This window comes from Streptomyces sp. NPDC014991 (genome assembly GCF_043080665.1).
Lineage (GTDB): Bacteria > Actinomycetota > Actinomycetes > Streptomycetales > Streptomycetaceae > Streptomyces.
The window spans coordinates 135,464-159,835 of the sequence record NZ_JBIBVY010000002.1; the positions used below are offsets into that span (position 1 = coordinate 135,464).

A 24,372-nucleotide genomic window follows, 5' to 3' on the forward strand; every position below is an offset into this window, starting at 1 on the left:
GCATCGGCGCCCGCCGGTGGGACGATCCGGATCGAAACCACCCGGTCGAGTGGCGCACATGACACGGCGGGGCCGGCCGGCCGCGCGGCCATTAGGGTGAGGGCATGCCAGCGAGCTATGCCTATCTCGGCCCGGAGGGCACCTTCACGGAGGTCGCCCTGCGCACGCTTCCGGAGGCGGCCACCCGGGAGCTGATCCCGTACGTGTCGGTGCAGTCCGCGCTGGACGCGGTCCGGGCGGGTGAGGCCGAGGCCGCGTTCGTGCCGATCGAGAACTCGGTCGAGGGCGGGATCACCACCACCCTGGACGAGCTGGTCGCGGGCGCTCCGCTGACGATCTACCGCGAGGTGCTGCTGTCCATCACCTTCGCGCTGCTCGTCCGGCCCGGCACGAAGCTCACAGACATCAAGACCGTCTCCGCCCACCCCGCGGCCCAGCCGCAGGTGCGGAACTGGCTGCGCGCCCACCTCCCGGAGGCGGTCTGGGAGTCGGCGGCCTCCAACGCGGACGCCGCCCGCCTGGTCCAGGAGGGCCGCTACGACGCCGCGTTCGCCGGTGAGTTCGCCGCCGCCCGGTACGGCCTGGAGGCGCTGGAGACCGGCATCCACGACGCGGAGAACGCCCAGACCCGGTTCGTGCTGGTCGGCCGCCCGGCCCGGCCCGCCGCGCCCACCGGTGCCGACAAGACCTCGGTGGTGCTGTGGCAGCGGGACGACCACCCCGGTGCCCTGCGCGACCTGCTCGGCGAGTTCGCCTCGCGCGGCATCAACCTCATGCTGCTCCAGTCCCGGCCGACCGGCGCCGGTATCGGCAACTACTGCTTCTGCATCGACGCCGAAGGCCATATCTCCGACCGGCGGATGGCGGAGACGCTGATGGGTCTGAAGCGCATCTGTCTCCAGGTGCGCTTCCTGGGTTCCTACCCCCGCGCGGACATCACGCCGGACGCGGCCCGTCCGACACTGCCCGGGACGTCGGACGATGAGTTCATGGCGGCGTCGGACTGGGTGGCACGCTGCCAGGACGGCCGGTTCTGACCAGCCGTTCCAGCCGGTCGTACCTGCATACCAGCGTTATCCACAGGAGTTATCCACAGGGACCCTTCTCGACCTGGGGACAAGTCGACAGCGGAGGCCCGTCAGGTCGACAAATCGCCCTGGAACGCATCGCCGCCGTCACTTCCCGTAAGGCCACGCTTCGTTCACCCGTTTGCTTCGATTCACCTTTTGGGGCGATCGTTTTCCACCCGAACGCAGGTCTCGACGGGGTTTGACCCGGGAATTCTTCGACCCGTCCGAGCTTTCCGGAGTGATCGATTCCGAAATCCACAGATCTTCCACACAGCCTGTGGATAACTCTTCGCAGGGTGCGGATCGCTGTGGACAATCGAGCCGCCAAATCCCGCTCGCCACAAGGAGATCCGGTCAACGCGACGGCCGGCACGTGACCCGCCCCAGGGGGTGGGACACTTTTACTTGACACTGTCGGCAATTACCTCATAACGGAACGTAAGCGGCGAATCGCAACACCACGGAATAGTGATTCGTGAGCCACGACCGCGCACCGGTAGCCTTGGCCCCGTGATTGACCTTCGCCTGCTCCGTGAGGACCCCGACCGTGTGCGCGCCTCCCAGCGCGCCCGTGGAGAGGACGTCGCGCTCGTCGACGCTCTCCTGTCTGCCGACGAGCGGCGCAGGTCCTCCGGCGTCCGCTTCGACGAGCTGCGCGCCGAGCAGAAGCAGCTCGGCAAGCTGATCCCCAAGGCCTCCCCCGACGAGAAGGCCGAGCTGCTCAAGCGTGCCGAGCAGCTGAAGGCCGACGTCAGGGCCGCCGACGTCGAGCGCGACGCGGCCGACTCCGAGACCCAGGAGCTGCTGCTCCGGCTCGGCAACCTCGTCCACCCCGACGTGCCCGTCGGCGGCGAGGAGGACTTCGTCACGCTGGAGACGCACGGCACGATCCGTGACTTCGGCGCCGAGGGCTTCGAGCCCAGGGACCACCTGGAACTGGGTCAGCTGCTCGGCGCGATCGACGTCGAGCGCGGCGCCAAGGTCTCCGGCTCCCGTTTCTACTTCCTCACCGGTGTCGGCGCCCTGCTGGAGCTGGCCCTGGTGAACGCGGCGATCGCGCAGGCCTCCGCGGCCGGTTTCACGCCGATGCTCACCCCTGCGCTGGTCCGCCCGCAGTCCATGGCGGGCACCGGCTTCCTCGGCCAGGCCGCCCAGGACGTCTACCACCTCGACAAGGACGACCTGTACCTGGTCGGCACCTCCGAGGTCCCGCTGGCGGCCTACCACATGGACGAGATCATCGACGCGGACAAGCTGCCGCTGCGGTACGCGGGCTTCTCGCCCTGCTTCCGCCGCGAGGCCGGCTCGCACGGCAAGGACACGCGGGGCATCTTCCGCGTGCACCAGTTCGACAAGGTCGAGATGTTCTCGTACGTCGCTCCCGAGGACTCGCAGGCCGAGCACCAGCGCCTGCTGGCGTGGGAGAAGCAGTGGCTGGAGTCGCTGGAGCTGCCGTTCCGCGTGATCGACGTCGCCTCCGGTGACCTCGGTTCCTCGGCCGCCCGCAAGTACGACTGCGAGGCGTGGATCCCGACCCAGGGCAAGTACCGCGAGCTGACCTCGACCTCGGACTGCACCGAGTTCCAGTCCCGCCGCCTGTCCATCCGGGTCCGCGACGGCAAGCAGGTCAAGCCGCTCGCCACGCTCAACGGCACGCTGTGCGCCGTCCCGCGCACGATCGTGGCGATCCTGGAGAACCACCAGCTGGCCGACGGCTCCGTCCGGGTGCCCGAGGTGCTGCGCCCCTACCTGGGCGGCCGTGAGGTCCTGGAGCCGGTGTCCCGGTGACCTTCCCGTACGGGCTCATAGCCACCGACCTCGATGGCACGCTGCTGCGCTCCGACGAGTCGATCTCGCAGCGCACCCGGGAGGCGCTCGCCGCGGCGACCGCGGCGGGCGCCGCGCACATCGTCGTCACCGGCCGTGCGGTGCCCTGGACCCGGCACATCCTGGACGACCTCGGCTACGACGGCCTCGCCGTCTGCGGCCAGGGCGCCCAGGTGTACGACGCCGGCAGCCACCGCCTGCTGACCTCCGTCACCCTGGACCGGCAGCTGGCGGGCGTGGCTCTCGCCAAGATCGAGGCCGAGGTCGGCCCGCTGTACCTGGCGGCCAGCCGGGACGGCCTCGACGGCGAGGTCCTGGTGGGCCCGGGGTACGCGGTCACGGGCAGGCTGCCCGCGACACCGTTCACGGACGCGTCCGACATCTGGACCGCTCCCCTGAACAAGATCTACATACAGCATCCGACACTGGGCGACGACGAGCTGGCGGACGCCGCCCGGCAGGCGGCCGGCGGCTTCGTCACGGTGGCCATGGCGGGCGAGGGCATCGTGGAACTGCTCCCGCTCGGCCTGTCCAAGGCCACGGGCCTGTCCCTCGCCGCCCGCCGGCTCGGCCTGAAGGCCGCCGACACCATCGCCTTCGGCGACATGCCCAACGACATCCCGATGTTCGCCTGGGCGTCCCGGGGCGTGGCCATGGCCAACGCCCACCAGGAACTGAAGGCCGTGGCCGACGAGGTGACGGCCTCCAACGAGGACGACGGCATCGCGGTCGTGCTGGAGCGGTCGCTGGCGTAGGGCCCGCGCGGCGGGCCCGCGGCCCGTCACCGAGCGCGGACGCGACGGGGGCCGCTCGCGCGGCCCCCGTACCTCTTCCCCGTGCTCGCGCGGCGGACCTCTCGAGAAGCCGGTCCGGACATCCGCCCGGACCGCAGTGGCGCCCCCGTCGGGCCCCCGGCGGCTCGCCGAGGCCTACTCCTCGCCCGCCAGCGTCAGCGCCCGCAGCTTCTGCCCGGCGTACCAGGTGGCGAGCACGGTGACCGCCACCAGCAGGACGGTGGCCGTCGGCAGGCCCACCTCGGACGTCACCAGGTCCCCGCCGGCCAGCTTGTGGGCGACGGCCAGCGACCACTGCTGGACGCTCAGCGTGCGCGCACCCGGCACCAGGGAGCCGAACAGCGCCTCCCAGACCAGCGCGTAGACGAGCCCGAAGACCACCGCGTGCCGGGAGACCGTGCCCAGCAGCAGGAACAGCGCGGAGTAGGCGATGGAGGAGACCAGCGCGGCGACCGTGTAGGCCACGGCGATCTGCTGGCCGTTGCCGTTCAGGATCAGGCCGGCGACCAGGGTCGGCACCGCCGAGAAGACCATGGTGACGGCGACGGCGACGATCAGCTTGGTCAGGATGATGGTGGGCCGCTTGAGCGGCTTGGACAGCAGGTAGACGACGGAGCCGTCGTCGATCTCCGGGCCGATCGCGCCCGTCCCCGCGATGACACCGATGATCGGCACCATGGTGGCGAGCGCGAAGCCGCCGAGAACGTCCGCCGCCGTCTGGTCGTCGGCCCCGGTCAGGCCGCGCACGGCCACGGAGATCACGATCAGCAGCAGCGGCAGCGCGCCGAGGATGAGGGCCCGGCGGCGGCCGAGCAGGGCTCGGTAGGTGAGTCGGGCGACGGTGGGGTCATACATCATGGGCCTCCTACGCCGCGACCAGGTACGAGAAGACGGACTCCAGGGACTCGTCGGACGGCGAGACCGTGAGCAGTCGGATGCCGTGGTCCCTGGCGACCTTCGGCAGCAGGGCGGTGAAGCGGCCGAAGTCGACGGCCTGGACGCGCAGCGCGCCCTCGGTCACGTCGACCTCGATGCCGGACGTCGACGGGTCGGCGATCAGCGCGGCCGCGAGGGCGCGGTCGTCGCTGGAGCGCACCAGGTAGCGGTGCGGGCGGTCGGTCATCAGACGGCGGATCCGGCGGAAGTCACCGCTGGCCGCGTGGCGTCCGGCGACGACGACCTCGATGTGCCGGGCGAGTTGCTCCACCTCCTCGAGGATGTGCGAGGAGAACAGGACCGTGCGGCCCTCGTCGCCCATCCTGCGCAGCAACTCCATCAGCTGCATGCGCTGACGCGGGTCCATGCCGTTGAACGGCTCGTCCAGCAGGAGCAGCGACGGGTCGTGGACGAGGGCGCTCGCCATCTTCACGCGCTGCCGCATGCCCTTGGAGTACGTGGAGATCTTCCGGTCCTGCGCGTACTCCATCTCGACCGTGGCGAGGGCGCGCTGGGCCGCCTTGGCGCCCAGGCCGTGCAGCTCGGCGTTGGCGACGACGAACTCACGGCCGGTGAGGAAGTCGTACATCGCCTCCCGCTCGGGGACGATGCCGATGTGCCGGTAGATGGTCTCGTTGCGCCAGACCGGCTGTCCGTCGAGGGTGACGGTGCCGGTGGAGGGGGCGAGGAAGCCGCCCATCATGTTGATCAGGGTGGACTTCCCGGCGCCGTTGGGGCCGAGCAGGCCGGTGACGCCGGGGCCGATGGTCATGGTGATGTCGTTGACGGCGACGACGTTGCCGAACCAGCGGGACACGTGGTCGATGGTGAGCGTGGTCACAGTCCCACCTTCTTGTAGCGGCGGTTCAGGAGGCCGTAGCAGGCCGCGACGAGGGCCAGGAGGAGGACGACGTACACGACGCCCTCCCCGCTGGACGGGCCGACCCCGCCGGGGAAGCCGGAGCTGCCGCCGAGGAAGGCGTACTGCACACCGTCGATCAGCGTGACCGGCGAGAACAGGCCGATCCACGGGACGGCGTCGCCGCTGCCCTGGGCGTCGGCGATGGCCTGGAGCGTCGACACGGCGCCGTAGGAGATGGTCAGCACGGCGATCACGGCGGCGATACCGAAGCCCCGGCGCGGCGTGAAGGCGGCGATGACCAGGCCGATGCCGGCGAAGAGCAGGGAGAGCAGGGCCACGCAGACCAGTCCCTGGGCGAATTTCTCGGTCTGGTGGGCGAAGCCCATCTTGGACAGCAGCGCGCCGATGTACATCACGAGCAGCGGTGCGCCGGTGAGGACGAACAGGGCCGAGGCGAGCGCCGCGAACTTCGCGCGTACGTAGTCGGCGCTCTCGATGGGCCGCGAGAAGTACAGCGGTACGGTCTTGAAGCGCAGGTCGCGGGAGACCGCCTGGGGGGCCTGCGAGGCGACGTACAGGCTGATCACGGCCTGCATGGTGATCGCGTACCGGGTGTAGGACACCGGCAGTTCGTGCGCCTTGGTGGCGACGGCGACGGCCACCATGATGGCGGCGGGCACGCACATCACCGCGAACAGCAGCATCGGCAGCACCTTGGACTTCACCGACCGGCCGAGACCGTAGGCGCCGCGCAGGGACTGCGAGTACAGCGAACGGCGGGCGTAGGCGCGGCCGAGGCGGGGGCCGTCGTAGCCGCGGTAGCCGATGTCGTGGATGCGGGACCGGTCGCCGGTGGGCGCTGCCGGGGAATGCTCAACCGCCATGGCCGACGGCCTCCTTCCGCTGTTCGTCGCCGCTGGTGAACACCTCGGAGATGTGGTGCCGGCGCTGTTCCATGCGCACCAGGCCGAGCCCGAGGTCCGCGACCACGTCCCGGACGAGGTCGTACGTCTCCTCGCCCGCGGCGGTCAGCAGCAGGATGTGTCCGGCGCCGGGCAGGCCGCCCGACTCGGCGTGCGTGTCGACCCCGCGCGCGTGGAGCGCCTCGCGGACCGCGCGGGTGCCGTCGGGGTGGTCGTCGCTGTCGGTGACCTCGATCGCCAGGGTGGTCGTGGTCTGGGTGAAGTCGGTGGTGGAACTGGAGCGCAGCAACTTGCCGCCGTCGACGACGACGACGTGGTCGCAGGTGCGCTCCAGCTCTCCCAGCAGGTGGGAGGTGACCAGGACGGAGATGCCGAAGTCGGTGTGGATGCGGCGGATCAGGCCGAGCATCTCGTCGCGGCCGACCGGGTCCAGGCCGTTGGTCGGCTCGTCCAGGAACACCAGCTGCGGGTCGTGCACCAGCGCCTGGGCGAGCTTCACCCGCTGCTTCATGCCCGTCGAGTAGCCGCCGATCGGGCGGTACCGCTCCTCGTACAGGCCGACGTGGCGCAGCGTGTCGGCGGTGCGCTCGCGGGCCGCGGTGGGCGGCAGGCCGGACATGCGGGCCATGTGCACGACGAACTCGGTGGCCGAGACGTCCGGCGGCAGGCAGTCGTGCTCCGGCATGTATCCGACGCGCTCGCGGATGGCGGCGCCCTTGGTGGCCACGTCGAGGCCGAGCACCTCGGCGCGGCCCTCCGTGGCGGGGGACAGACCCAGCAGGATCTTGATCAGGGTGGACTTGCCGGCGCCGTTGGCCCCGACGAGTCCGGTCACACCGGGTCCGATGTCCACGGACAGCCGGTCGAGCGCGGTCACCCGGGGGAACCGCTTGCTCAGGCTTTCGGTCGCGATCACAGTCACGCCTCAGACAGTAGTGATCCGGACCACGCCGGTCGTCAGACTTCAGAGCCGTTTCACGTCAGACCCAGGTAGTAGGGGCCCCTGAGGGAGGCCTGCCCACGGGCGGGCCCGGACGGCCGCCGGTGGTTGTTCACGGTCGGGGATCACCCGTATTGACGCCACCTCTAACAACTGTCACATTCACCAGTGAGGTCACGGACGCGTACCGCGGTCGAGGGGCGCGTCGCCGGGACGAGGCGCCGGGACGACGGGACGGGGCGGCATGCCGACGGCACAGGACGTGGACCGGCTGCTGATCCGCCAGGACCCGGCCAACCGGCACCGGGGGCACCCCCTGGGGGGTGATCGCTCGCCACGCGCACCGGGGGAGGTGGCGCCGCCGGTCACCGCACCTGTCCGGCCGCCCGCCGGCCGCATGGCCGCCGCGAGGACCGGTCGCCGCCGGGGTCTGCGTACCGCTTCTCGGACCACCCGTCACGGCCGGCCTGCGGGCGGTGGCACCCCACCTCGGCTTCCACGGTACGGGCGCGAAGCCCGGGGAGAGATCCTGGTGGTGAACGACTCCCGGGACCCCGGGGAGAGCGTCTTCTGGCTGGACGACGACCTGCCGCACGAGCGGCGCTGGGCGGAGGAGAAGTGACACGGAAAGACGCGCGTGAGCGCTGGGTGCGGACCGGCGGGGTCGAGCTGTGCGTGGCCGAGCTGGGCGACCCGGAACAGCCGACGGTCGTCCTGCTGCACGGCTACCCGGACAGCAAGGAGGTCTGGTCACAGGTCGCGGACCGGCTCGCCGACCGCTTCCACGTGGTCCTGTACGACGTCCGGGGCCACGGCCGGTCCACGGCACCCCGGCCGCTGCGCGGGGGCTTCACGCTCGCCAAGCTCACGGACGACTTCCTCGCCGTCGTGGACGCGGTGAGCCCGGACCGGCCGGTGCACCTCGTCGGGCACGACTGGGGCTCGGTGCAGTCCTGGGAGTTCGTCACGGTGAGCCGTACAAAGGGCCGTATCGCCTCCTTCACCTCGATCTCCGGGCCGTCCCTCGACCACTTCGGGCACTGGATCAACGCGCGCGTGCGGCGTCCCACGCCCCGCCGGGTCGGCCAGCTCCTCGGCCAGGGCGCCCGCTCCTGGTACGTCTACCTGCTGCACACCCCGCTCCTGCCGGAGCTGGCCTGGCGCGGCCCGCTCGGCAGGCGCTGGCCGCGGATCCTGGAACGGGCCGAGCGGATCTCCGACGGTGACTACCCCACCGCGTCGCTGCCCACCGACGCGGCCCACGGCGCCTGGCTGTACCGGGACAACGTCCGCGCCCGGATGCGCAGGCCGCGCCCGGACGCGTACGCACACGCGCCCGTGCAGCTCATCACGCCGCAGGGCGACGCGTTCCTGTCCGAGCGGCTCTACGACGACCTGGACCGGTGGGCGCCGCGGCTGACCCGCCGCACGCTCCCTGCCGGACACTGGGTCCCGCGCACCCGGCCCGACCAGGTCTCGGCGTGGATCGCCGCATTCGTCACGTCCGTGGAAGGCGGCCGTCCCGTCCCGAAGGGCACCGGCCGCCATGCCGACCGGTTCGGCGGACAGCTGGTGCTGATCACCGGCGCCGGCAGCGGCATCGGCCGGGCGACGGCGTTCGCCTTCGCGGAGGCCGGCGCGCGCGTGATCGCCGTCGACCGGGACGCCGACGCCGCGACCCGCACCGCCGAGCTGTCCCGCCTGGCCGGCGCTCCCGACGCCTGGGCCGAGCCCGTGGACGTCTCCGACGAGCAGAGCATGGAGAAGCTCGCCGAGAAGGTCCACCGTGAGTACGGCGTGCCGGACGTCCTGGTCAACAACGCGGGCATCGGCCTGTCGGGCTCCTTCTTCACCACGACGCCCGACGACTGGCGCAAGGTGCTGGACGTCAACCTGTGGGGGGTCATCCACGGGTGCCGGCTCTTCGGCGCGCGCATGGCCGAGCGCGGCCAGGGCGGCCACATCGTCAACATCGCGTCGGCCGCGGCGTACCAGCCCTCCCGTGCCCTGCCCGCCTACAGCACCTCCAAGGCGGCGGTACTGATGCTCTCCGAGTGCCTGCGTGCCGAACTGGCCTCCCAGGACATCGGCGTCACGGCGGTCTGCCCCGGCTTCGTCAACACCGGCATCACCTCCACGGCCCGCTTCACCGGCGTCGACGAGGCCGAGGAGCGGCGCCGCCGGCAGCGGTCCGCCCGCCTGTACGGCCTGCGCAACTACCCACCGGAGAAGGTCGCCGCCGCCGTCCTGGACGCGGTGACCCACAACAGGGCGGTGGCCCCGGTGACCCCGGAAGCCCGGGCCGCCCACCTGCTGTCCCGCTTCCTGCCGGGCGCGCTGCGCAGGATCGCCCGGGTGGAACCGAAATGGTGAGCCGGGACTGAGCACGGGCTGGGGTCGGCGCCGCCGAGCGCCGTCGCGAGCAGTCGTGCCGCTGGACGGCACGGGTACGCGGCGGCACCCCGCAAGCGCGGGCGAGCGACCCCGCCCCCGCCCGGCCCACGGCCGTCCTCAAGGGCGCCGGATCGACTCGCCGCGCCACCCGGCACGGCGGCGGAAGTCCCCGAAGGACCCTGATCGGCGGCCCACTTGTCCACACCTTCGCCCATTCCCCTGTGGATAAATGCAGTTGGCTGTGGACCAAACCCTCCGGGAAAAAAACCTGCGTGATCCACGTCTCTCCCGCACGCTGGACCCATGGACGAACGACGCACCGTGCAGGTGTCCAAGTACCTCTCCAGACACCTGCGCCACCAGCCCGAGCGCATCGGGATCACGCCGGACCCGGGCGGCTGGGTGGAGATCGACACCCTGATCACCGCGGCCACCGCACACGGATTCCGGGTCACGCGCGAGGAGCTGGACCACGTCGTCGCCACGAACGACAAACAGCGCTTCGTGACGGAGGGCGACAGGATCCGCGCCAGCCAGGGACACAGCATCGAGGTCGACCTCGGCCTGCCCCCGGCCACTCCACCGCCGTACCTCTACCACGGGACGGTGAACCGCAGCCTGGACGCGATCCGCGCGGAGGGCCTGAGGCCCATGGGCCGGCACGACGTGCACCTGTCCGCCGACCGGGAGATGGCCGCCCGTGTCGGCGCCCGGCGGGGCCGGCCCGTGGTGCTCACCGTCGACTCCGGCGCCATGCACCGCGACGGCCATGTGTTCCGCGTCAGCGCCAACGGGGTCTGGCTGACTGCGGCCGTGCCCCCGCGTCACCTGCGCTTTCCGGGCCCGCGCTGAGCACCGGCCGGCGCCGGGCGCTTACCCTCGGACCCATGAGTCTGCGTCTGAGCACCGTGATCCTGCCGTACCGCCGCTGGAGCGAAGGCGGCCGTGCGTCCTGGGTACGCGCCGAACAGCTCGGCTTCCACACGGCGTACACGTACGACCACCTGTCCTGGCGCAGCTTCCGGGACGGCCCCTGGTTCGGCGCGCTCCCGACGCTGACCGCGGCCGCGGCGGCCACCGGCCGACTGCGCCTGGGCACGCTCGTCACCTCGCCCAACTTCCGGCACCCGGTCACGCTGGCCAAGGAACTCGTGACCCTCGACGACATCTCCGGCGGCCGGGTCACCCTGGGCATCGGCGCCGGCGGCACCGGCTTCGACGCCACCGCCCTGGGCCAGGAGCCCTGGAGCCCGCGGGAGCGCGCCGACCGGTTCGGTGAGTTCGTGCCCCTCCTCGACCGCCTGCTCACCGAGGACACCGTGTCGCAGGAGGGCCGGTTCTACTCGGCGCACGAGGCGCGGAACATACCCGGCTGTGTGCAGCGCCCCCGGCTGCCGTTCGCGGTGGCCGCCACCGGCCCCCGCGGTCTGAGGCTGGCCGCGCGGTACGGCCAGGCCTGGGTGACCACCGGCGACCCGAAGCTGTACGAGACCGGCACTCCCGAGCAGTCCGTCGAAGCGCTGCGCGGTCAGATCGGCAGGCTGTCCGAGGCGTGCGAGGCCGCCGGGCGGGACGTGGCCGGGCTGGAGAAGGTCCTGCTGACCGGTTTCACCCCGGACCGCGGCCGGCCGCTCGGGTCCGTGGACGCCTTCGTGGACTTCGCCGGCCGCCACCAGGCGCTGGGCTTCTCCGAGATCGTCGTCCACTGGCCCATCCCGGACTCCGACTTCGCCGCGGACGAGAAGGTCTTCGAGCGGATCGCCGTCGAAACCCCGGCGCAGCTGGCCTGAACCGCGCCGGGGCCGGGCGACCGGCCCGGCCCGCCAGTCGCCCCGCCGAGCGTCATCTGCGTCTCATCCGTGTGCACTTCCGCACGACCGTGCAGGCATATGCGCGAGAATGACCAGGTGACCTCAGCGACCAGACAGCCCGGGACCCCGTCCGCCGCCATCCGGCCGCGGTTGATCGCCACCGACCTCGACGGCACCCTGCTGCGCGACGACAAGTCGGTCTCCCCTCGGACCGTCGCCGCGCTGGCCGCCGCCGAGGCGGCCGGTATCGAGGTCTTCTTCGTCACCGGCCGCCCCGCCCGCTGGATGAACGTGGTCAGCGATCACGTCCACGGCCACGGCCTGGCCATCTGCGGCAACGGCGCCGCCGTGGTCGACCTGCACGGCGGCCCCGGCACCCACCGGTTCGTCAAGGTACGCGAGCTGTTCCGGGAGAACGCCATGAAAGCCGTACGGCTGCTGCGCGAGGCGGCACCCGGCACGGTGTTCGCCGTGGAGCAGACGTACGGCTTCCACCAGGAGCCGGACTATCCCAAGCTGCACATGGAGATCCCCGACAACCTCCGGCCCGCCGAGGAGCTGCTCGCGCCCGACGGCCCGGACGCCGACCAGCCCGTCCTGAAGATCCTCGCCTACCACCCGTCGCTCGACCCCGACGCCTTCCTCACCCTGGCCCGTCTCGCCGTCGGCGACCACGCCAACGTCACCCGGTCCAGCCCCAGCGCCCTGCTGGAACTGAGCGGCTCCGACGTGTCCAAGGCCAGCACGCTCGCCCTGTGCTGCGCCGAGCGCGGCATCTCGCACGAGGAGGTCGTGGCCTTCGGGGACATGCCCAACGACGTCGAGATGCTCACCTGGGCCGGCCAGTCGTACGCGATGGGCAACGCCCACCCGGACGTCATCGCCGCCGCGTCGGGCCGTACGGTCGCCAACAACGAGGACGGGGTCGCGGTGGTGATCGAGGAACTGCTCACGAACCACACCCCGTAGCTCCCCGCTCCCCGATCTCCACCCCCGGCTCCCGGCAGGACCGGCTACCCGCGGCTTCCGACCGTGACAGCCGTGGCCCCCACCAGGGTCGCCGTCTCCGCTTCCCGCCGGGCCATCTCCCGCAGCGGCCCCTCCTCGGTGATCAGCCGCGCGTACGGGCCCCGCTGTACCACCCGGCCCGCGTCGAGCACGAGCACCTCGTCCACCGCGTCGAGCCCCGCCAGCCGGTGGGTGATCAGCAGGGTCGTACGGCCCTGCGTGGCGGCCAGCAGGTCGGCGGTCAGCGCGTCCGCCGTCGGCAGGTCCAGATGCTCGGCGGGCTCGTCGAGCACCAGGACGGGGAAGTCCGCCAGCAGCGCGCGGGCCAGCGCCAGCCGCTGCCGCTGTCCGCCGGACAGCCGCGCCCCGTGCTCGCCGACCAGCGTGTCCAGACCGTCGGGCAGCGAGTCCACCCAGTCCAGCAGCCGGGCCCGGGCCAGCGCCTCGCGCAGACCGGCCTCGGTGGCGTCCTTCCTGGCCAGCAGCAGGTTCTCGCGCACCGAGCTGTCGAAGAGGTGGGCGTCCTGGGCGCACAGCCCGATGAGCCGCCGCACGTCGTCACCGGCCAGCGCGTACGCGTCCACACCGGCGAGCGTGTACGAGCCCGCCTCCGGGTCCAGGAACCGCAGCAGCACCTGGGCGAGGGTCGACTTGCCGGCACCGGACGCGCCGACGACCGCCACCCGGCGGCCCCGCTCCAGGGTCAGGTCCAGCCCGGCCAGCGCCTCCCCCCGCTGTCCCGGGTACCGTGCGCTCAGCCCCTTGACGACCACCGGGAACGGCGAGGCGGGCGCCTGCCGGGGCCGCTCGGGCTCATGTACGGGCTCGGGTGCGTCCAGGACCTCGTACACGCGCTCCGCGCTGCGCCGCACCCGCTGCCGGTGACGCACGGCGAGCGGCAGCCCGAGGACGGCCTCGAACGCCGCCAGCGGTGTCAGTGCGACCACCGCCATCGCCACGCCGCCGAGCCGGCCGGCCGCCACCGCCTGGGCCCCGAGCAGTGCGGTGGCCGTGACGGTCAGCCCGGAGACCAGCGCGGTCAGCCCGTCACCGAGCCCGGTGACGGTGGCGGCCCGCGCGGCGATCCGGGTGAGGGTGCCGTCGGCTCGCCGGACCGCGGCCGCACGACCGGGCAGCGCGCCGGCGACGGTCAGCTCCGCGGTGCCGGTCAGGAGGTCGGTCACGCGGGTCGCGAGCACTCCCCGGGCGGGGGCCAGCCGCCGCTCGGTCCGCCGGGCCACGCGAGCGGTCAGCAGGGGAACACCCACGCCGGCCGCGAGCAGGCCCACCGCGAGAGCGGCCCCGGCCTCGGGGAGCAGCCAGGCCGTGAAGCCGACGGAGGCCGTCGAGACGGTCACGGCGACCACGGCGGGCAGCAGCCAGCGCAGCCAGTAGTCCTGGAACGCGTCCACGTCCGCGACCAGCCGGGTGAGCAGATCGCCGCGGCGCACGGTACGCAGTCCGGCGGGGGCGAGGCGTTCGAGACGCCGGTAGACCGCGACCCGGGTGTCGGCCAGTATCCGCAGGACGGCGTCGTGCGACACCAGCCGCTCGGCGTACCGGAAGACGGCCCGCCCGATCCCGAACGCCCGCGTGGCGGTCACGGCCACCATCAGGTACAGCACCGGCGGCTGCTGCGAGGCCCGCGAGATGAGCCACCCGGAGGTCGCCATCAGCCCCACAGCACTCGCGACGGCCAGACTCCCGAGCACCCAGGCAAGCCCCATCCGTCCGCGCCAGGCCCCACCACCCCGCAGCACCCGGCCAAGAACCCCGCGCACTTCCATCCCGCCGGGCCCAGCCCCCGCCGGCGCGGGCCCGGCAAGTCCAGCTGATCCGGCGTCCACCGGCACACCCGCAGGCCGACCGAGCCCAGCCACCCCGGGCTCGTCCCGTAGTTCACCGAGTCGGGTGGCGGGTGGGCGAAGGGCGGTGTCCGGGGCGCTGAGCCCCCTCGGTGACCGGCTGTCCGCCGGGTACGTCACCAGTCCGCCGCCGCCCAGCCGCACCACCCGGTCGGCCACCTCCAACAACGCCGGCCGATGCACGACGAGCAACACGGTCCGCCCCACGGCGAGCCTCCGCACCGCGGCGACGACCTCCCGCTCCGTCGCCCCGTCCAACGCGGCCGTCGGCTCGTCCAGCAACAGCACGGGCCGGTCCGCGAGAAACGCCCGCGCCAACGCCAACCGCTGCCGCTGCCCCGCCGACAGCCCCGCCCCGTCCTCCCCGAGCACGGTGTCGACCCCGTCGGGCAGCGCCGTCACGAAGTCCCACGCCCCCGCGTCCCGCAGCGCACGCCGTACGGCGGCATCGTCCGCCTCGGGCCGGGCGAGCCGTACGTTCTCCGCGATGCTCCCGGCGTACAGGTGCGGTCGCTGCGGCACCCAGGCGATCCGCGACCGCCACTCCGCCACATCCAGCCCGGCGAGATCGGCTCCCCCGATCAGTACCCGGCCCTCACTGGGCCGTACGAACCCCAGCAGCACGCTCAGCAGCGTCGACTTGCCCACTCCGCTCGGTCCGACCAGGGCGACGGTCTCCCCGGGCTCCACGGTGAAGGACACACCGGTCACGGCGTCCTCGGAGCGCCCGGGATAGCGCACGGTGACACCGGCGAGGGCCACCGCGCCCGCGGGCACCACGCCGGTCCCGGGCTCCGCAACCGGCGTCTCCAGCACGGTGAAGATCTCCCCCGCGGCGGCGAGCCCCTCCGCCGCCGCGTGGTACTGCGCACCCACCTGTCGCAGCGGCAGATACGCCTCGGGCGCCAGCACCAGGATCACCAGCCCGACGTACAGATCCATCTCGCCGTGGACCAGCCGCATCCCGATCGTCACGGCGACCAGCGCGACGGACAGCGTGGCGAGCAGCTCCAGCGCGAACGAGGAGAGGAACGCGATCCGCAGCGTCCGCAGCGTGGCCTGCCGGTACTCCCCGGTGATTCGCCGGATGGACGCGGCCTGCGCCTTGGCCCGGCCGAACACCTTCAGCGTGGGCAACCCCGCCACCACGTCCAGGAAGTGTCCGGACAACCGGGACAACAAGCGCCACTGACGGTCCATCCGCGACTGGGTCGCCCAACCGATCAGCATCATGAAGAGCGGAATGAGCGGCAACGTGGCGACGATGAGCGCCGCCGACACCCAGTCCTCGGTGACGATCCGGGCGAGCACCGCCACCGGCACGACCACCGCGAGCCCCAACTGAGGGAGGTAGCGCGAGAAGTAGTCGTCCAGGGCGTCGACCCCACGTGTGGCCAGGGTGACGAGGGATCCGGTCCGCTGTCCGCTCAGCCAGCCGGGCCCGAGCGCCGCCGCCCGCTCGAGGAGCCGACCGCGCAGCTCCGACTTCACGGCCGCGCTCGCCCGGTGGGAGGCGAGTTCGGTGAGCCATGCGAGAACCGCCCGCCCCACGGCCACGGCCGCAAACAGGAGCAGGGGGGTGCCCAGGTCAGCTGCCGATCTGCCGTGCTGGAACGCGCCGACGACGATCTCGGCGACGAGCATCGCCTGGGCGATGACCAGCCCCGCGCCGACGGCACCCAGGACGACGACCGCCACGAGGAAGAACCGGGTGGCGCGGGCGTATCGCAGCAGGCGTGGGTCGATTGGTTTCACGTGAAACAGGCCCTTCGGTCCTGAAGGTGTGTTTCACGTGAAACACACCCTCGGCGGACTCAGTGCGCGGTGCCGGCAGCGGCGTCGGGTGCGATGTGCTGCGTGCCGATCCGCTTGCGGAACACCCAGTAGGTCCAGCTCTGGTACAGCAGGACGATCGGCGTGGCGATCGCCGCACACCACGTCATGATCCTCAGGGTGTACGGGCTCGACGAGGCGTTGGTGACCGTCAGGCTCCAGTCGCTGTCGAGGGTGGACGGCATGACGTTCGGGAAGAGTGACAGGAAGAGCATCGCCACGGTGGCCACGATGGTGATGCCGGACAGCGCGAACGCCCATCCCTCACGCCCGAGCTGATTGGCCATGAGGGCGGCCACCAGAGCGGTCACCGCCACGATCAGGGCCACCAGGCTCTTGCCGTCACCGCTGTCGGCCTGTGTCCACAGCAGGAACGCCAGCGCCGCGACGGCCGTGACAAGTCCGACCCACCGGGCCAGCTTCCGTGCCCGCACCCGGATGTCGCCGACGGTCTTGAGCGCCGTGAACACCGCCCCGTGGAAGGTGAAAAGCGTCAGCGTCACCAGGCCACCGAGCAGGGCGTAGGGGTTGAGCAGATCCCAGACGCTGCCGACATACTCGAAGTTCCGGTCGATCCGCACGCCCCCGACGATGTTCCCGAACGCGACGCCCCACAGGAACGCCGGGAGCAGCGAGGTCCAGAAGATCGCCGTCTCCCAGTTGCGCTGCCAGTTCTCCTCCGGTCGCTTGACCCGGTACTCGAAGGCGACGCCCCGGACGATCAGGCAGACCAGAACGAGGAGCAGGGGCAGGTAGAAGCCGGAGAAGAGGGTGGCGTACCACTCCGGGAACGCGGCGAAGGTCGCGCCGCCCGCGGTGAGCAACCACACCTCGTTGCCGTCCCAGACGGGACCGATGGTGTTGATCAGCACCCGGCGCTCGGCCCGGTCACGGGCCAGCAGCCTGGTGAGGATGCCGACTCCGAAGTCGAAGCCCTCCAGGAAGAAGTAGCCGGTCCACAGGACGGCGATCAGGACGAACCAGACGTCGTGAAGTTCCATGACTGTTCCCTCGGCCTAGTACGAGAAGGCCATCGGCTTGTCGGCGTCACGGGTGTCGCCGCCGATCTTCGTGGGCGGGTTGAGGTCGGCCTCGGTCAGCTGGGGCGGGCCGGCCTTGACGTACTTCGCGAGCAGCTTCACCTCGACGACGGCGAGGATCGCGTACAGCGCGGTGAAGACGGTCATCGAAAGGAGGACCTCACCCTGCGAGACACCGGGGGAGACCGCGTTCCGGGTCTGGAGGACGCCGTAGACGGCCCACGGCTGGCGGCCCATCTCGGTGAAGATCCAGCCCCAGGAATTGGCGATGAGCGGGAAGGCCAGGGTCCACACCGCGATGCGCCAGTACCAGCGGGTGAGCTCTGGTCCCAGAGCCCTGTTCCGGTAAAGCACCAGGTGGGGTACCTCGTCGTCACCGACCCTGAGGTGCTGCGCCAGCATGAACTTCTTGCGCGTCAGCCACAGCCCGGCCAGGCCGATGGCGAAGGAGGCCATGCCGAAGCCGATCATCCAGCGGAAGCCCCAGAAGGCCACCGGGATGTTGGGCCGGTAGTCGCCGGGCCCGAACTTCTGCTGCTCGGCCTTGTTGACGTCGTTGATGCCGGGGACGTACGAGGTGAAGTTGTCGTCGGCGAGGAAGGACAGCAGGCCGGGTATCTCCACGGCCACGGTGTTGTGGCCCTTGTCGACGTCTCCGTAGGCGAAAATCGAGAACGGTGCCGGCTTCTGGCCGTCCCACAGCGCCTCGGCGGCGGCCATCTTCATCGGCTGCTGCTTGAACATGACCTTGCCGAGCACGTCACCGCTGACCGAGGTGAGCAGACCGGCGATGACCACGGTGATCAGGCCCAGCCGCAGCGAGGTCTTCATCTCGCGGACGTGCTTTTTGCGGGCCAGGTGGTAGGCGGAGACGCCCACCATGAAGGCCCCACCGGTGAGGAAGGCGGCGGACAGGGTGTGGAAAGCCTGGCTGAGGGCGGTGTTCTGGGTCAGCACGGCCCAGAAGTCGGTCAGCTCCGCCCGCCCCTTCGCCTTGTCGATCCGGTAGCCGACGGGGTGCTGCATCCAGGAGTTGGCCGCGAGGATGAAGTACGCCGACAACACCGTTCCGATCGAGACCATCCAGATGCAGGCCAGGTGGATCTTCTGCGGCAGCTTGTCCCAGCCGAAGATCCACAGGCCGATGAAGGTGGACTCGAAGAAGAAGGCGATCAGCGCCTCGAAGGCGAGCGGAGCACCGAAGATGTCGCCGACGAACCGCGAGTAGTCCGACCAGTTCATACCGAACTGGAACTCCTGCACGATGCCGGTGACCACGCCCATCGCGATGTTGATCAGGAAGAGCTTGCCCCAGAACTTCGTCGCCCTGAGGTACTTCTTCTTCTCCGTGCGCACCCAGGCCGTCTGGAGCCCGGCCGTGAGGGCGGCCAGGGAGATCGTCAGCGGGACGAACAGGAAGTGGTAGACAGTGGTGATGCCGAACTGCCAGCGCGCCAGTGTCTCCGGCGCCAGAGCCAGGTCCACGTCGTCACTCTCCTTACTACGCCGTGGTGCAACGGCGACTTGCCCGGTCTGTCGCATGCGTACCGGAGCAATCGGGACGCTCTTGTGAATGCGTTCACATTCACAAGCCATTATGACGCACAGATTTTCGGCCGTCGAAGGGGGGTCCCTCATCTCCAGGCCCGCGGGCCACATCACCGCGGCCCTCGACGCAGGCGACGGACGCCCGGCAGACGCTGGGACCGGGCACGGACGCCTTCTGGACGGACGGCAACGCGCTCGCCGGCCCTATAGCCCCACGCCGATCTCGCAGGACTGGGGCTCCCCCCGGAATGACTTCCGGGGGGAGCGCCGCCTCACCAGCCGGTGCGACGTCCTCGGCAGCGCGGACGGGGACGCCGGCGTCCTGGCGACCGTACGGAACGGCGGCCCTGTCCCTGTGGAGACGATCGAGGAAGAGAGAACAGCGGTGGGCTACAGCTCCCCGCGGAACGCCTCCGCCGCCTTGAGGAAGATGTCGTTCGCCTCGGTCTCCCCGACCGTCACCCGCACACCCTCGCCCGGGAACGGCCGGACCACCACACCGTGCTGCTCACAGGCCTGTGCGAACGCGACCGTACGCTCCCCCAGCCGCAGCCACACGAAGTTGGCCTGCGTCTCCGGCACCGTCCAGCCCTGGCCCCGCAGCGCGTCGACCACACGCGTGCGCTCACACACGAGCGAGCCCACCCGGCCCAGCAGCTCGTCCTCGGCCCGCAGTGAGGCGATCGCCGCCTCCTGCGCGAGCTGGCTCACCCCGAACGGCACCGCCGTCTTGCGCAGCGCTGCCGCCACCGGTTCATGAGCGATCGCGAAACCGACGCGCAGCCCGGCGAGCCCGTACGCCTTGGAGAACGTGCGCAGGACGCAGACATTGGGCCGCTCCCGGTACAGCTCGACGCCGTCGGGCACCTCGGCATCCCGGATGAACTCGCGGTAGGCCTCGTCCAGCACCACCAGCACGTCACCGGGCACCCGGTCGAGGAACCGCTCCAGCTCGGCCCGCCGTACCACCGTGCCGGTCGGGTTGTTGGGGTTGCAGACGAAGATCAGCCGCGTCCGGTCGGTGATCGCGTCCGCCATCGCGTCCAGGTCGTGCACATCACCCGGCGTCAGCGGCACCTGCACCGACCGGGCGCCGCTGACCTGCGTGATGATCGGGTACGCCTCGAACGACCGCCAGGCATAGATCACCTCGTCGCCCGGCCCGCTGGTGGCCTGGACCAGCTGCTGGGCGACCCCGACCGAGCCGGTCCCGGTGGCCAGGTGGGAGAGCGGGACGCCGAAACGGTCCGACAGCTCGTTCATGAGCCCGGTGCAGGCCATGTCCGGGTAACGGTTGAACGTGCAGGCCGCCGCGGACACGCTCTCCAGCACGCCGGGCAGCGGCGGGTACGGGTTCTCGTTGGAGGACAGCTTGTAGGCGACCGGTCCGCCGGCCGCGGCCGGCTTGCCCGGCTTGTAGGTGGGGATCCCCTCCAGCTCGACGCGCAGCTTGGGGTTCGTCTCGCTCACCGCAGTCCTCCTCGCGACCACCGGCGGACCATCACGCCGCCGGCTTCCCATACTCCTCACCTTAAGAGGATTCGGCGCCCCTGCGTACAGGCGCGGGACGAGCAGGTGTGCGAGCGCGGTCCGCAAACAGGACGAACCTCGCCCGGCCCAGCGGCATCCCCGGCATCACCGCACGAAGGCGTGCGTTTCGGGGGGCGCGCCGTACATATATCTACGCGCCGGTAGCTCGCGCCGTGGCGCGCGTCCCCCGTGAAGGTGAGTTGAGACCTCTTCGAGACATCGGACCCTCGGCAGGTCCACCCGCGTCGACACGTCACGTCGTACCATTAGATCGCTCAACTACCTTGCTTTTCGAGGGAGTTGGCTCCGTATGACCATGCAGAAACGTGCCTGTCAACGCGTGCATATGCGTCCGCACTACCCCACCGCATGAGCCCTACTATCGGCTCGCCATGACAGCAGCAGGGAAGCACCAGGTGAGCCGCGCGGAAATCTCACGTCGAGGCAACCGGCCCGGACGGGCCGGCATCAGAGACGTCGCCGCCGCAGCCGGGGTCTCCATCACGACCGTCTCCGACGCCCTCAACGGCAAGGGCAGGCTCCCGGACGCCACCCGCCGCCATGTCCGGGAGGTCGCCGACCGGCTGGGGTACCGCCCCTCGGCCGCCGCCCGTACCCTCCGTACCGGCAAGTCCGGACTGATCGGCCTCACCGTGACGACGTACGGGGATGAACCTTTCACCTTCACGGAGTTCGCCTACTTCGCCGAGATGGCCCGGGCCGCCACCTCGGCCGCGCTCGCCCGCGGCTACGCCCTGGTCATCCTGCCCGCGACCTCCCGCCACGACGTCTGGTCCAACGTCGCCCTCGACGGCACGATCGTCATCGACCCCTCCGACCAGGATCCCGTGGTCAGCGAACTGGTGCGGCAGGGACTGCCCGTCGTCTCCGACGGCCGCCCGGCCGGAGCGCTCCCCGTCACCGCCTGGGTCGACAACGACCACGCCGCCGCCGTACTCGACATCCTGGACCACCTCGCCGACTCCGGCGCCCGCCGGATCGGCCTGCTCACCGGCACCTCGACGGACACGTACACCCACCTGTCGACCTCCGCCTACCTGCGCTGGTGCGAACGGGTCGGCCAGGAACCCGTCTACGAGGCCTACCCGGCGCACGATCCGTGCGCCGGTGCCGTCGCCGCCGACCGGCTGCTCGCCCGCCCCGACCGCCCCGACGCCGTCTACGGCCTGTTCGACCCCAACGGCACCGACCTGCTCGCCGCCGCCCGCCGCTACGGACTGCGCGTTCCCGAGGACCTGCTGGTGGTGTGCTGCAGCGAGTCGACCGTGTACGCCAGCACCGATCCGCCCATCACCACGCTCTCCCTGAAGCCACGCCGCATCGGCACGGCGGTGGTGCAACTGCTCATCGATGCCATCGAGGGCGTCCAGGGCGACCGGCCGGTCGAGCAGGTGATACCGACCGAGCTGATCGTGCGCACCTCGTCCCAGCGACGCCCACCGCGCACGACGGTCAGCCCGCCCCGTACGCCGGACGACACGTAACGCCGGAGCGGCACCCCGGGGCCCGGGTGGACGGGGAGCCCGGGCCGCCCCGGCGGGGGCGGGGTCCGCGCCGGCCCGTACGTGGCCGGCCGGCACTCCGGTCGCCCGACGGCCTGCCGAACACCTGCCCAAACGGGGCGAAAGCCGCGGTGAACCGGAGTCTTGTTCCGATTCAGCACCCCTGGGTCATCACATGGCGCTACGCGCATTCCTATGATGGGCCCACGACACCGTGGACCGCTGCGACCAGGCAGTCCGAAGCGGTGCAGATGCGGCGCGATGGTGGAGGGGTCTGATGACTCAGGGGGCCGGTCAGGGACCCGAGGTGGAGCGGACGGCGACGCTACGCGACTTCCGGGTACCCGCGTACGTCCACGAGACCGGTCCGTACGTCCACGGCATCCACCCGGGCGATACCGAACCGCTCACCGGCGAGGCGTACCCGGAGGGCTACACCCCCACCCAGCGTGACCTGCCCGTCATCGGCCCCGGTGACACCCTCCAGGTCCCCGTCGAGCCCGCCGCGGCCGCCCCGGCACCGGAGCCCGTCACCGGTCCCGGACCGCTCTACGTCGTCGGTGACGTCCACGGCTACCTCGACGAACTGATGACCGCCCTGCAGACGCAGGGCCTGGTCGACGCCTCGGGCCAGTGGTGCGCCGGCACCTCCCGGCTGTGGTTCCTCGGTGACTTCACCGACCGAGGCCCCGACGGCATCGGCGTCATCGACCTCGTCATGCGGCTGTCCGCCGAGGCCGCCGCGGCCGGCGGCTACTGCAAAGCCCTCATGGGCAACCACGAGCTGCTGCTGCTCGGCGCCAAGCGGTTCGGCGACACCCCCGTCAACTCCGGTGCGGGCACCGCCACCTTCCAGGCGGCCTGGCTGCTCAACGGCGGCCAGAAGACCGACATGGACCGCCTCCAGGACCACCATCTGCAGTGGATGGCCCGCCTCGACGCCGTCGAGGAGGTCGACGGGTATCTGCTCATCCACTCCGACACCACCGCCTACCTCGACTACGGCGACTCGATCGAGGCGGTCAACGACACCATCCGCGAGGCCCTGACCCGCAACGACGCCGACGAGGTCTGGGACCTGTTCCGCAAGTTCACCAAGCGCTTCTCCTTCCGTGACGAAGGCGGCGCCGACGCCGTCCGCTCCCTCCTCGATACGTACGGCGGCACCCGGGTGGTTCACGGGCACAGCCCGATTCCCTACCTCCTCGGTGAGGTCGGCTCCGAGGAGGGCGAGGAGGGCACCGGCCCGGCCGTCGTCGGACCGCACGTCTACGCCGACGGCCTCGCCATCGCCATGGACGGCGGAGTGACCATGGCCGGAAAGCTTCTGGTCCAGCAACTTCCCCTGGAGGACTGACCGTTCCCCGGGCATGGGTCACCCGGCCGCGTAAGCGCAGGCCGGGACGCAATTTCCGGCAACCCCTGTCACCGTGCGCCGTACCGGCTCTACCATCGGCTTATCCGTAGCAGGCTCCCCTCCGTTTCTGCCCGACGGCTCGCCGGCGTGCGAGCCCCAGCCCTACGGAGCACCGGGGGATGCACATGAACGCCGTTCCGCAGCACCTTCAGAGCGAGGACCGCCAGGACTTCGAGCGGCTCCTCGATGAGGCGCTGCGCTCCGCACCCGACCGACCGGAACTGGCCGCTGTGGGTCAGCGGCTCAGTCCCGAACAACTGCGCACCATGGCACGAAGCGCCAGCGCCCTGATCACGGCAGCCGCGGCGGCCGAGTACCAGCACTACGTCAAGGTCCGCGACGAACTGCGTCACCCGGCACTGTCCGTCCAGCCCGCCGCCGGCAGCCCCGGCGCGGTCGAACCGGGCCCGGACACCACGGACCTCGCCACCGCCCTCGGGGGGGCCGCCGAGAACACCGGTGCGGGCGCCGTCGCCGTCATCGCCGTCCTCGCTCCCCTCCTCTCCGGAACCGCGGCCGTCCTCTTCCTGCTCGTCGGCTACATCCTGAAGGTGCTGGATCCCGGGCATGCCTTCGCCCGGACCATGCTCACCACCGGCTGGGTGTTCGGCGCTCTGACGGCGGCCGGGATCCTCGTCGCCGCCGTCGGACTGCTGCTCACCGCCCTGCGCAACAGCACCTCGGCAGAGGCCCGCGCCCAGGAGGCGGCGCACGAGGAGCTGGCCAGGGCCAGAGAGGCGTGGCGGGAGGCACTGCTGGAGCGCGGCATCCTGCCGTTCCTGCGGGAGGCGCACACCGAACCGGGGCCGCCCGCCGTGCGCCACACGGCCCCGCCCGCCGCGCCGACCGGGCGCATCCCGCGCCTGGGCTACGACCGCCCCGGCTTCAGCAGCCCCGGGGACGACGGCACCGAGACCGGCCGCCCGAGCTTCACCAGTCCCGACTACACGAGCCCGGACTACGGCGGCCCGGAGCACCAGCCCGACTGACCGCATCCGCGGCGGTTCCCTCTCGTGCGCCGGACGACTCCGGCCCGCCGCACCAGCCGTCC

18 protein-coding genes and 1 pseudogene are annotated in these 24,372 nt (G+C 71.3%); 11 read left to right on the forward strand and 8 right to left on the reverse strand.

The window, feature by feature from the left end; genetic code table 11:
* The first annotated feature begins 104 nt into the window (after positions 1 to 104).
* The 3 genes from pheA to ACF1BE_RS04670 all read left to right on the forward strand — a co-directional run bounded on the left by pheA (position 105) and on the right by ACF1BE_RS04670 (position 3,652).
* Positions 105 to 1,037 carry a prephenate dehydratase gene (gene pheA / locus ACF1BE_RS04660; RefSeq protein ID WP_392197511.1) on the forward strand — a complete coding sequence of 311 codons (933 nt, stop codon included), beginning with the start codon at positions 105 to 107 and terminating at the stop codon, positions 1,035 to 1,037.
* Between the two features lie 543 nt (positions 1,038 to 1,580).
* Positions 1,581 to 2,858, forward strand: coding sequence for a serine--tRNA ligase (gene serS, locus ACF1BE_RS04665; RefSeq protein WP_392197512.1), 1,278 nt, complete (start codon positions 1,581 to 1,583; stop codon positions 2,856 to 2,858).
* A complete protein-coding gene (locus tag ACF1BE_RS04670; RefSeq protein ID WP_392197513.1) occupies positions 2,855 to 3,652 on the forward strand; it encodes an HAD family hydrolase in 798 nt (265 codons plus the stop codon). Before serS ends, ACF1BE_RS04670 begins: the two co-directional genes overlap by 4 nt.
* Before the next feature lie 174 nt (positions 3,653 to 3,826).
* On the opposite strand, the gene ACF1BE_RS04675 is transcribed toward ACF1BE_RS04670, so the two are convergent.
* The 4 genes from ACF1BE_RS04675 to ACF1BE_RS04690 are packed head-to-tail and all read right to left on the reverse strand — an operon-like array spanning position 3,827 to position 7,328.
* The gene (locus ACF1BE_RS04675; protein WP_392197828.1) at positions 3,827 to 4,546 is read right to left on the reverse strand and encodes an ABC transporter permease subunit; all 720 of its coding nucleotides are present in this window, start codon (positions 4,544 to 4,546) and stop codon (positions 3,827 to 3,829) included.
* Positions 4,547 to 4,556: 10 nt separating this feature from the next.
* The gene (locus tag ACF1BE_RS04680; RefSeq protein ID WP_392197514.1) at positions 4,557 to 5,468 is read right to left on the reverse strand and encodes an ABC transporter ATP-binding protein; all 912 of its coding nucleotides are present in this window, start codon (positions 5,466 to 5,468) and stop codon (positions 4,557 to 4,559) included.
* Positions 5,465 to 6,373, reverse strand: coding sequence for an ABC transporter permease (locus tag ACF1BE_RS04685; protein ID WP_392197515.1), 909 nt, complete (start codon positions 6,371 to 6,373; stop codon positions 5,465 to 5,467). The genes ACF1BE_RS04680 and ACF1BE_RS04685 overlap by 4 nt, the downstream gene beginning before the upstream one ends.
* Entirely contained in the window at positions 6,363 to 7,328 is a 966-nt protein-coding gene (locus ACF1BE_RS04690; protein ID WP_392197829.1) for an ABC transporter ATP-binding protein, read from the reverse strand. Before ACF1BE_RS04690 ends, ACF1BE_RS04685 begins: the two co-directional genes overlap by 11 nt.
* Positions 7,329 to 7,608: 280 nt before the next feature.
* Here ACF1BE_RS04690 and ACF1BE_RS04695 point away from each other — a divergent pair.
* The 5 genes and pseudogenes from ACF1BE_RS04695 to ACF1BE_RS04715 all read left to right on the forward strand — a co-directional run.
* Positions 7,609 to 7,974: pseudogene (locus ACF1BE_RS04695) on the forward strand (Xaa-Pro aminopeptidase); the annotation flags it as partial.
* Positions 7,971 to 9,725, forward strand: coding sequence for an SDR family oxidoreductase (locus tag ACF1BE_RS04700; protein WP_392197516.1), 1,755 nt, complete (start codon positions 7,971 to 7,973; stop codon positions 9,723 to 9,725). The pseudogene ACF1BE_RS04695 and the gene ACF1BE_RS04700, both read left to right, overlap by 4 nt.
* 324 nt (positions 9,726 to 10,049) lie before the next feature.
* Positions 10,050 to 10,598 carry an RNA 2'-phosphotransferase gene (locus ACF1BE_RS04705; RefSeq protein ID WP_392197517.1) on the forward strand — a complete coding sequence of 183 codons (549 nt, stop codon included), beginning with the start codon at positions 10,050 to 10,052 and terminating at the stop codon, positions 10,596 to 10,598.
* A 35-nt stretch (positions 10,599 to 10,633) separates the two neighbouring features.
* Complete coding sequence (locus tag ACF1BE_RS04710) at positions 10,634 to 11,536, forward strand: LLM class flavin-dependent oxidoreductase (protein WP_392197518.1); 903 nt, start codon at positions 10,634 to 10,636, stop codon at positions 11,534 to 11,536.
* Between the two features lie 99 nt (positions 11,537 to 11,635).
* A complete protein-coding gene (locus tag ACF1BE_RS04715) occupies positions 11,636 to 12,526 on the forward strand; it encodes an HAD-IIB family hydrolase (RefSeq protein ID WP_392197519.1) in 891 nt (296 codons plus the stop codon).
* A 44-nt stretch (positions 12,527 to 12,570) separates the two neighbouring features.
* Here the strand turns inward: ACF1BE_RS04715 and cydD are convergent, their stop codons facing one another.
* The 4 genes from cydD to hisC form a co-directional block, all read right to left on the reverse strand.
* Entirely contained in the window at positions 12,571 to 16,185 is a 3,615-nt protein-coding gene (gene cydD, locus ACF1BE_RS04720; RefSeq protein ID WP_392197520.1) for a thiol reductant ABC exporter subunit CydD, read from the reverse strand.
* A 59-nt stretch (positions 16,186 to 16,244) separates the two neighbouring features.
* The gene (gene cydB, locus ACF1BE_RS04725; protein WP_392197521.1) at positions 16,245 to 17,264 is read right to left on the reverse strand and encodes a cytochrome d ubiquinol oxidase subunit II; all 1,020 of its coding nucleotides are present in this window, start codon (positions 17,262 to 17,264) and stop codon (positions 16,245 to 16,247) included.
* Positions 17,265 to 17,279: 15 nt separating this feature from the next.
* Complete coding sequence (locus ACF1BE_RS04730) at positions 17,280 to 18,788, reverse strand: cytochrome ubiquinol oxidase subunit I (RefSeq protein ID WP_392197522.1); 1,509 nt, start codon at positions 18,786 to 18,788, stop codon at positions 17,280 to 17,282.
* 453 nt (positions 18,789 to 19,241) lie between these two features.
* Positions 19,242 to 20,321: a histidinol-phosphate transaminase gene (gene hisC / locus ACF1BE_RS04735; protein WP_392197523.1), complete on the reverse strand. Its 1,080-nt coding sequence runs from the start codon at positions 20,319 to 20,321 to the stop codon at positions 19,242 to 19,244.
* Positions 20,322 to 20,773: 452 nt separating this feature from the next.
* Here hisC and ACF1BE_RS04740 point away from each other — a divergent pair, with 452 nt between their 5' ends.
* The 3 genes from ACF1BE_RS04740 to ACF1BE_RS04750 all read left to right on the forward strand — a co-directional run bounded on the left by ACF1BE_RS04740 (position 20,774) and on the right by ACF1BE_RS04750 (position 24,310).
* On the forward strand, positions 20,774 to 21,886 hold the full coding sequence (locus ACF1BE_RS04740; protein WP_392197524.1) for a LacI family DNA-binding transcriptional regulator: 1,113 nt from the start codon (positions 20,774 to 20,776) through the stop codon (positions 21,884 to 21,886).
* Positions 21,887 to 22,181: 295 nt separating this feature from the next.
* Positions 22,182 to 23,261, forward strand: coding sequence for a metallophosphoesterase (locus ACF1BE_RS04745; RefSeq protein WP_392197525.1), 1,080 nt, complete (start codon positions 22,182 to 22,184; stop codon positions 23,259 to 23,261).
* 179 nt (positions 23,262 to 23,440) lie between these two features.
* Positions 23,441 to 24,310: a hypothetical protein gene (locus ACF1BE_RS04750; protein ID WP_392197526.1), complete on the forward strand. Its 870-nt coding sequence runs from the start codon at positions 23,441 to 23,443 to the stop codon at positions 24,308 to 24,310.
* Positions 24,311 to 24,372: the final 62 nt, after the last annotated feature.

What these genes read in the sequence shown, in the direction of transcription:
- pheA (WP_392197511.1), top strand. Translation starts at nt 105, where the DNA reads ATGCCAGCGAGCTATGCCTATCTCGGCCCGGAGGGCACCTTCACGGAG.
- ACF1BE_RS04675 (WP_392197828.1), bottom strand. Translation starts at nt 4,546, where the DNA reads ATGTATGACCCCACCGTCGCCCGACTCACCTACCGAGCCCTGCTCGGC.
- ACF1BE_RS04685 (WP_392197515.1), bottom strand. Translation starts at nt 6,373, where the DNA reads ATGGCGGTTGAGCATTCCCCGGCAGCGCCCACCGGCGACCGGTCCCGC.
- ACF1BE_RS04705 (WP_392197517.1), top strand. Translation starts at nt 10,050, where the DNA reads ATGGACGAACGACGCACCGTGCAGGTGTCCAAGTACCTCTCCAGACAC.
- ACF1BE_RS04710 (WP_392197518.1), top strand. Translation starts at nt 10,634, where the DNA reads ATGAGTCTGCGTCTGAGCACCGTGATCCTGCCGTACCGCCGCTGGAGC.
- ACF1BE_RS04715 (WP_392197519.1), top strand. Translation starts at nt 11,636, where the DNA reads ATGCGCGAGAATGACCAGGTGACCTCAGCGACCAGACAGCCCGGGACC.
- cydB (WP_392197521.1), bottom strand. Translation starts at nt 17,264, where the DNA reads ATGGAACTTCACGACGTCTGGTTCGTCCTGATCGCCGTCCTGTGGACC.
- ACF1BE_RS04740 (WP_392197524.1), top strand. Translation starts at nt 20,774, where the DNA reads ATGACAGCAGCAGGGAAGCACCAGGTGAGCCGCGCGGAAATCTCACGT.
- ACF1BE_RS04745 (WP_392197525.1), top strand. Translation starts at nt 22,182, where the DNA reads ATGACTCAGGGGGCCGGTCAGGGACCCGAGGTGGAGCGGACGGCGACG.
- ACF1BE_RS04750 (WP_392197526.1), top strand. Translation starts at nt 23,441, where the DNA reads ATGCACATGAACGCCGTTCCGCAGCACCTTCAGAGCGAGGACCGCCAG.